A 7,706-nucleotide genomic window follows, 5' to 3' on the forward strand; every position below is an offset into this window, starting at 1 on the left:
CTTATAATAGCAACAGTGGCTAACTTATTTTTTATAGTTTCGTTATTTTTTAGTAATGACTATTATAGCTTGTATCTCAAATTATTTTTACTTTTTGTTTTAGTTTTTACAGGATGGGCTCTTTATTATAGAGGTCTTAAAAAAATAGTAAGTCAAGATTTATCATTCAAAAAATCATCGAAAGCTAGATGGAAAAAAATAGAAATATATGTGCTAATTCCATTTATACTTTTGTTAATATTGGCTTTTTACTCATTTTCTTTTTATATGGTAACAAAAGGGCTTAAATCTAATGGTGAGAGTGCTTGGATACAAGCTGTATATTTATTTTTTATTTTTGAATTTATTATCGTTAACTCTGTTATTCCTTGTTTTATCTATTTCAGAGGTATGAATGAAAAAAGTTGGTTTTCAATTATTACTTCTATTTCAGGCTGTTTAGTTTTATTCATTTTCATTATATCAATGCTTATCCCATCTATCCCTTCTATAATTATAAATGCAACAATGAAACTTTCAGGTATAAAGAATGAAAGCCCGCGCACATATGTTGTGGATAACAAGGAATATCCTGAAGAATTGTTTGAATTAGACTTATGGAACAAACGGACTATAAAAGATAGCAATAGATTTACTATTGAGGGTGTATCTATGTATTCATTTGGAGAAACTAATTTAGTATGTCCAAAAGATATAGTCACGCCTTATGGAAATAGTTTATCGAATTATTTTTTTGATAAAAAAGAAGATGACAAAGTTAGTAATGAATTAAAGAGATTAGCGGAAAACTGTATTCCATTTGATAAAAAATCTCTTAAAAATATCGGAATGTCAAAAAACTAGTGTTTGATAAGCTACGATTAAATCGATGAGGTATATTTTAGTAAAATACTATTGAAAAGAGGTTGAAGATGCTAGCTACTCAGCTAGCATCGCATTAATAATAAACATATTTTTGCTCGGTACTAAGCTATCTTGAACTCAACTGTTTTTTGAATTGTTTCCAATATACAGAATAAAGGTGGTATTATGATGATGGTTTATTTAAGGCAGTCATGGAATTAAGTAACTCACTTTTCAAACCTCAAACCAATGAGTATACATTTAAGTATACAAAAATTTGTCTTTAAATTTATAATCAATAAAAACAATGTATTGCATATTAAAAGCGAGTCCGGCCTTCGCACCATAAGAACATCAAGAGACGTCAACAGACGTCTTTTTTTGTATCTAAAATCCCTGTTTTACAAGGCTTTCCTCGCATTTTAACTCTACCAACGTATACTCAACTCAACCGACATCAAGTTAATGATGTGGGTACATTTGCGGGTATATGTCGATTCGATAAAGTTTTGTACTCGCAATTCGGCTGCGAGGATAGTTAAAATGGCACTTTCCGATACTAAGGTTCGTTCTGCAAAATCTGAAGATAAAGTATATAAGCTGACAGATGGTAACGGACTATTTCTTCTGGTTCACTCCAATGGTTCTAAATATTGGCGCTTTTGTTATCGCTTTGGCGGTAAAGAAAAGATGTTAGTATTTGGCGTGATAAGTTATTTTTACAGATTATTGATAATGATCTGAGAAATATTATAAAACCTGTTTAATATATATCACTTTATCTGGATATAAAAAGGTTTTTTATGATAGGTGCATTAAACTTAAGTCCTTCATGTGTGAAAACTTTGTCAGCGGTAGAAGCCCTTCCTTCTAGCTCAAATCAGCATGAATTGAATGGTGTTTCTCAATTAAGGAGTATATTAGGCCGAGAAAGAAAAACTTTTCCTGTTAAATTTTCTCTTAGGGGAGAAGATGGATATGTAGAATCTTTAGTTACTTGGTATGATGCTAGAGAAAATCATGAATCTCGTTCTGAATACCGTCTTTATTTCCAAACCAATACAGTGATGGATCAAGCTAGAGCGGGTAGCACATTAGTTTTTGGAATTGGTAGTGATGATAAATTTTGGGCAGAACTAATTTTATAGATCAGAAAAATAAATTATACAGAAACACATTAATTCCTTGGTGAGCTATATAAGTATAACTCACCAAAATTTTGTAAAAATCAATTCTTTTTTGAAAGAACTAATAGTGTCTCAATCATTTTTGTAGCAACAGCCTCTACTACTTTAACACACACAGAATTACCAAATTGTTTATAAATTTGCCCTTGAGATACAGCATCGACAATATAGTTTTTGGGGAATCCTTGAAGATTCGCACACTCCCTAGGCGTTAATTTTCTAGGGTTTTTACCAAGGTGGCTTTGGTCAATTAAGATCTCTGAGCCATCTTTATAATAGCGAGCACTGATTGTATTTGTATATTCGCTTTCGGAATTAAATAATGTATAACCAAACCCATTCCCTTTTATCTTATGCTCTTCTTTTCTTTTTTTATGCCCATTCCATAGTTGGTCAGAAATAGTATATTTGTCTTTACCTATTTTTTTGATCTCGGCTTCTAATTCTTCCTGTGGTTGAAGAATATCTCCAACTCGAGTATCTGATTTTGGTGGAATAGGCCATTTAAATAGGCTATCAAAGTCTATATTTTTAAAATAATCCCTGTCATAGCCTACGATGAAAATTCGTTCTCTATTTTGAGGGATGCCAAAATCTGCAGCGCGTAGTATTTTAAAATCAACCCAATAATTAAGTTTTATAGAGAGTGCATGACGTGCTTCTTCACTCATTGGAACATCATCAGGTATAGCTTGATTATGCTTCCCTTGTAATATGTTAATTATAGTTTGTAGTGTTCGTCCTTTATCGTGCCCTTGAAGCTGTTTTACATTCTCTAAGAGGAATGCTTTCGGTTTTTTTTCTGCAAGTATTCGCTGTATTTCAAAAAACATTGTTCCTCGAGTATCGTTAAAACCTTGCTTTAATCCAGCTTGTGAGAATGCTTGACAAGGGAAGCCACCTAATAATATATCATGGTCAGGAATATCTTTTGCTGAGATTTGAGTGATATCTCCGTTCGGCATTTCTCCATAATTCGTTAAATACGTTCTTTGAGAAAATTTATCCCATTCGGATGAAAATACACAGTGTCCATTAAGATTTTGGAATGGCAAACGTATCCCTCCGATCCCTGCAAATAAATCAATAAAAGTAAAATCAGCCTCTTCTAAAGATTTTTGTTTGAATGGTGCATTTTTTGAATGTTTGGCTAACGATTTTTCCAAGTCAAGTATGCTTTGCCATTTTGCAGGTGTTGGAGTATGTTCACCATTTTCCCAACCACGTATAGTTCTTTCTCCTGTCGCATTCATACCTAGAAGATTTGCCATTTCTGTTGGACCTAATCCAAGTTTTTTTCTCAATAGTCTGATATATTCTGCTTTATCTAGGATTTCAATTGTCATACGTGCCTACTTATCCGGTTTTACTCCCGGCGATATTAGCACTGTATATCTAAACAGGCAAGGTGAATTGTGCTAAAAAATTTGAATGATGTAATACATCAATGTCGAGCGTCTTTTGATAACTTAAACCATCGTAGTGATATACATATAGATTCGGTTTTAGCATTACTTTTGAAGAATGCATTAGCGGAAGTTGAACCTCGATCTTCATTTGAGATTCAGCCATTTTCAATATTATTAATAAATGAGAATGGTCTTCGTACAGATTTACCGTCTTCCCTGCTTTGGTATGGAGCAACCTTCTGGGAGTTAGATGAAGCGTTGAATATCAGCAAAAAATTAAAGAACTCAGAGAATTTTTAAAAAATAAAGAACATAGCAGCGCCTCGATCAAAGATTTTTTAAATAAGTTACCATCTGAAGAACTTAATAATGCAACTGAAATCGCCAATGATACCAAATTATTCTTGAAAGCGATGGAGCCTAGCGATGCTACATTATTTGAGCGATTTTTAACGGACCGAGACTGGTGGTTTCAACCACTTAAAAAAACAGATCAAATGAATGGTAAAACATTGGATAGAGGCGATGCATTTCAATCATCTTTTGATTTAGCTGCTCGAGTTATTGTTGCCAATTCATCTCGACTTTTAACTATTGTTAAGGCGTTTACAGCATCCGAAGACTTAAGGCGTTATTTTGAAACTTTGAGTAAAGAGCCAGTTAAATATTTAGATGAAGATACTTCAAGCATAATACATTTACTTTCTACTAAACCAGCCAAAGTAGGATGTAACTATATCTATTATGGAGCACCAGGTACAGGTAAAAGCCACCAGCTTAATGAGCTAACAGAAGGTGATAGAAAAATTGTTACCGTTTTCCATCCTGATACACAAAATTCAGATTTTATTGGTTCTTTGAAGCCAACAAATGTAAGTGGTTCTATTACTTATGCTTTCAGACCCGGCCCTTTTACCACAGCATTACTTGAAGCACTAAAGAATCCAGAGCAAAATGTTTATCTAGTTATTGAAGAAATTAATCGAGCACCTGCTGCTGCGGTATTTGGCGAATTGTTTCAACTCTTAGATAGAGAAAACGGGGCAAGCAAGTACGAAATTGATTTCACTGATCCTGATATGCAGGCTTACATTAATGATCAACTTAAAGCTGAGGGTCTAGATGAACGTTCAAAATTATCAATACCTGCAAATTTGTCTTTACTTGCAACTATGAATAGTAGCGACCAAGCCGTTATGCCTTTGGATACTGCATTTAAAAGACGTTGGTCATTTAGATATATGAAGCTTGATTTTGAGAACCCTGCAGTTAGTTCACAAAAACTGCGAATTATGACTACTCAGGGTGTTTATTATATCACTTGGAAAGATTTTGCTAATAAAGTGGTCAATCATCAACTGAAAGAAATGAAAGTTCCAGAAGATCGCTTAATCGGCCCATTTTTTCTCAGTAGTACTGAATTATCAAATAGTGAGACATCTAATGAAGCAATCAGCGGAAAACTGTTTGTGTATCTCTGGGATGATGTATTACGTCATAAGGGACGGAATATCATTTTTGATAAAAATATTGGTACATTTGGTGAATTGCATGAACAGTTCATTGAGGGTAAAAAACCTGTTTTCAGCGAAGTAATTGAATCTCTAATTATCTCGAATGGCAACACGGCTGATGATACTACAGGGGTTACAGAAGGAGATGAGTAACCTTCAATTTTACAGAGATCGTTCTATCATCAGTCAGTTACCTGATGAATTGTCTTGTAAGATGCGTGAAATGGGGTTAATCGCTCCAGATCATTATAAGGTTCGTTTTTGTGGTTTCTTTTCTTGGTCTGGGACTACAGCAGTTTTCTTGCCAGTAAACAGCGTGTTAACAGATAATAAAGAGTTAGCCGCTCATTATTTGTTCCAGTCATTAAATCGTTACTATTCAGACAAATTGACAGGTATACAAGATACTGATGGTGATACATTGATTGGGGGAAATTTAATTTTTACTTCAATCAGTATATTTGAAGACTACATAACAAATGGTTTATATGTCAGGAGGCATAAAATTCAGTCGGTTAATAAAGGCAAAACAAACTGGTCCCGTACAGTATCTCGACATATGCCATTTATATCCAACTCATCTCCTGTTTATTTAGAGCTTGAATCATCTCAGATAAAGAATATATCAGATAGTGAAACCGCTAGGATCCATGCTGCAATCATTAGAGACATTAAGAAAAAATTTGGTGTGCTTATAAATGGTGAAGAGATTCATTTTGATGTAAATCTAGAGGAAATGCCTGTCCCCTCCGGCGACCAAGAAACTCAACTCGCTCATTTAAATCGTGAACTCACTTTAAGTTATTCTGAACGAGATATTAATTTAATCAGATTATTAAAACAGTATATTGAAAACATGGATGGTACGAACAATAATATACTGATAGTAGGCACTCGTCATTTTCAGAATGTGTGGGAGAGCATGCTACATAAAGTGCTACTCGGAGAAAAAGCATACAATCAAAAATTACCTGTTCCTTATTATCTACAAAACTCTAAATATCATGAGGTTGCAGAAAAAGGGCAAAGAGCCGATATAGTTATTAGTGACAAGTCTAATCAACGAGTTGCAGTTGTTGATGCTAAATATTATACCGCTTTGACACCAAAAGATGCTCCTGGTTGGCCTGATTTAGTTAAACAATTTTTTTATGAAAAAGCAGTCAAATCTACAGTAAATAATGGTGTGAAAGTTACAACTCATTTTGTATTTCCTGGAGTAGAACAAAAATTAATATCAGTTCATGTTGGGAAAAGAGGACAAGGGGGAACTGATTTATTTATTGCTGAATTAGAATACCCTGTTATTTATTGCCATTATTGCGAGCCAATATCTGTGATGAAAGCCTATATCAATCATAAAATTTGTTATGAGTTTAGAAAACAAATTTTTGAGGTTTGACGATACATTAATTGAGAGTTTATGTTTTATAGAAGATTGTCCATATCCAATAACTCAATTCTATAGCTTAAACACTTGCTCACGATGCCAATGGATAAATGTGTCTTTCGGATACTCTTTTGTGTTTTTAGGTAGGCTAATTACCTTATTTGAAAATTGCCAAAATAATTGCTCTACCATTTGATTACCATTCACACCGCTAGAAACTAATAATTTCATATTATCATCAATACTGATTGCGCCCATATCAAAGGCAGAGTGGTGTAATGTGCATAATGCCAACCCATTATTGATAGTACATGGGCCGCCGAATTGCTTCCATTTTATATGAGCGGCTTCTAGGCCAACCACGGCGCTATCATAACGTAGATTATAACCGCATATAGCACACTGATAATTGTAAGCACGTAAGATATTTTTTCTAAAAGTGGGATCTCGGTTTTGGCGAATTTCTTGTAGGGGAAAATCAAGACGGTTAGCAATAACTTCTTGTACATTATCAGGGAAGTGTTCACTTAAAATCTGTTGTGCTAGCTTATTGATTAAACTTGGCTTTTTTATAAGAAGCTGATAGCTTTCTTGGTCAAATCCACCTAACACATTTTGCTGAATTAATTTATTTTTCGATGGTTGCTTATTATCTTTTGATAGATCGCTCTCTTTTGGTTGTTGCAATTCCCAAAAACCATCGCGAGCTAATCGCCAGAAAGGCAGATTTGGATAATGCTCACGGCGAGATGGGCCAAAATTCATCAATAATTCTAATAACTGTTGATGAATTTCATTACCATAATTAAATAGTCGTGGATGGCCTTTGCGGTACTCGGAAAGCGCTAATAAGAGTAACAGTGGTTTATGGGGCGCTCTGTTATCACCTTTACGCCAGATCGTGATATTAGATATTTTCTGTTGTAGGATTTTTTGAGTATACATGGGTATTTTAGATAATAAGTGAATGGCTGAATGATAGCGAATGCGAAAGTTTATTAATATAGTTACATAAAATCTTATTTTATAGAAGAAGTACAGAAATATGTTTAATTATTCATATCTGTTATAATAACATTGTTTTTTAATTTCTTTGCAACATCTTGATACTTAACGTAACAATAGTGATTTTAATGTCTCAAATATCTTCCTCACTCTATTAAATACAATATAAAAATAAAATGGTAAAGCTTCCTCTAATCGCTCATTTTTTTATTTTACTATTAAAAATGGTTTTATCTTTATTTTAAAGATTCTAATAGGTAAATCTGTTTTATTATAGAATAACAACCATTCTTACATTTTGTACTATTTTTAGTCGTATTTAAAGAAAAGCAAATCATAGACTCAAAATATCTATAAG

Annotated in this window: 7 protein-coding genes and 1 pseudogene; 6 read left to right on the forward strand and 2 right to left on the reverse strand. The window is 33.5% G+C overall.

Features of this window, described 5'->3' with window-relative positions:
* The 3 genes and pseudogenes from AACU98_RS06560 to AACU98_RS06570 all read left to right on the forward strand — a co-directional run.
* Window positions 1-843: hypothetical protein (locus AACU98_RS06560; RefSeq protein WP_237612218.1), on the forward strand; the 843-nt coding region annotated here is incomplete at its 5' end.
* Window positions 844-1,386: 543 nt separating this feature from the next.
* Window positions 1,387-1,548 (forward strand): annotated as a pseudogene (locus tag AACU98_RS06565) (Arm DNA-binding domain-containing protein); the annotation flags it as partial.
* A gap of 98 nt (window positions 1,549-1,646) precedes the next feature.
* Window positions 1,647-1,991 carry a hypothetical protein gene (locus AACU98_RS06570; protein ID WP_062814567.1) on the forward strand — a complete coding sequence of 115 codons (345 nt, stop codon included), beginning with the start codon at window positions 1,647-1,649 and terminating at the stop codon, window positions 1,989-1,991.
* 80 nt (window positions 1,992-2,071) lie between these two features.
* Here the strand turns inward: AACU98_RS06570 and dcm are convergent, their stop codons facing one another.
* Entirely contained in the window at window positions 2,072-3,376 is a 1,305-nt protein-coding gene (gene dcm / locus AACU98_RS06575) for a DNA (cytosine-5-)-methyltransferase (protein WP_062814566.1), read from the reverse strand.
* 69 nt (window positions 3,377-3,445) lie between these two features.
* Here dcm and AACU98_RS06580 point away from each other — a divergent pair, with 69 nt between their 5' ends.
* The 3 genes from AACU98_RS06580 (at window position 3,446) to AACU98_RS06590 (ending at window position 6,355) form a co-directional block, all read left to right on the forward strand.
* Window positions 3,446-3,739, forward strand: a complete 294-nt coding sequence (locus tag AACU98_RS06580; RefSeq protein WP_161734729.1) for a hypothetical protein — start codon at window positions 3,446-3,448, stop codon at window positions 3,737-3,739.
* A gap of 113 nt (window positions 3,740-3,852) precedes the next feature.
* A complete protein-coding gene (locus AACU98_RS06585; RefSeq protein ID WP_081113505.1) occupies window positions 3,853-5,106 on the forward strand; it encodes an McrB family protein in 1,254 nt (417 codons plus the stop codon).
* A complete protein-coding gene (locus AACU98_RS06590) occupies window positions 5,099-6,355 on the forward strand; it encodes an LlaJI family restriction endonuclease (protein ID WP_062814564.1) in 1,257 nt (418 codons plus the stop codon). The genes AACU98_RS06585 and AACU98_RS06590 overlap by 8 nt, the downstream gene beginning before the upstream one ends.
* A 60-nt stretch (window positions 6,356-6,415) precedes the next feature.
* Here AACU98_RS06590 and AACU98_RS06595 read toward each other — a convergent pair whose 3' ends face one another.
* A complete protein-coding gene (locus tag AACU98_RS06595; RefSeq protein ID WP_161734732.1) occupies window positions 6,416-7,288 on the reverse strand; it encodes a phosphorothioated DNA-binding restriction endonuclease in 873 nt (290 codons plus the stop codon).
* Window positions 7,289-7,706 lie beyond the last annotated feature (418 nt).

Source organism: Proteus sp. G4380 (assembly GCF_963885725.1).
GTDB classification, from domain to species: domain Bacteria; phylum Pseudomonadota; class Gammaproteobacteria; order Enterobacterales; family Enterobacteriaceae; genus Proteus; species Proteus mirabilis.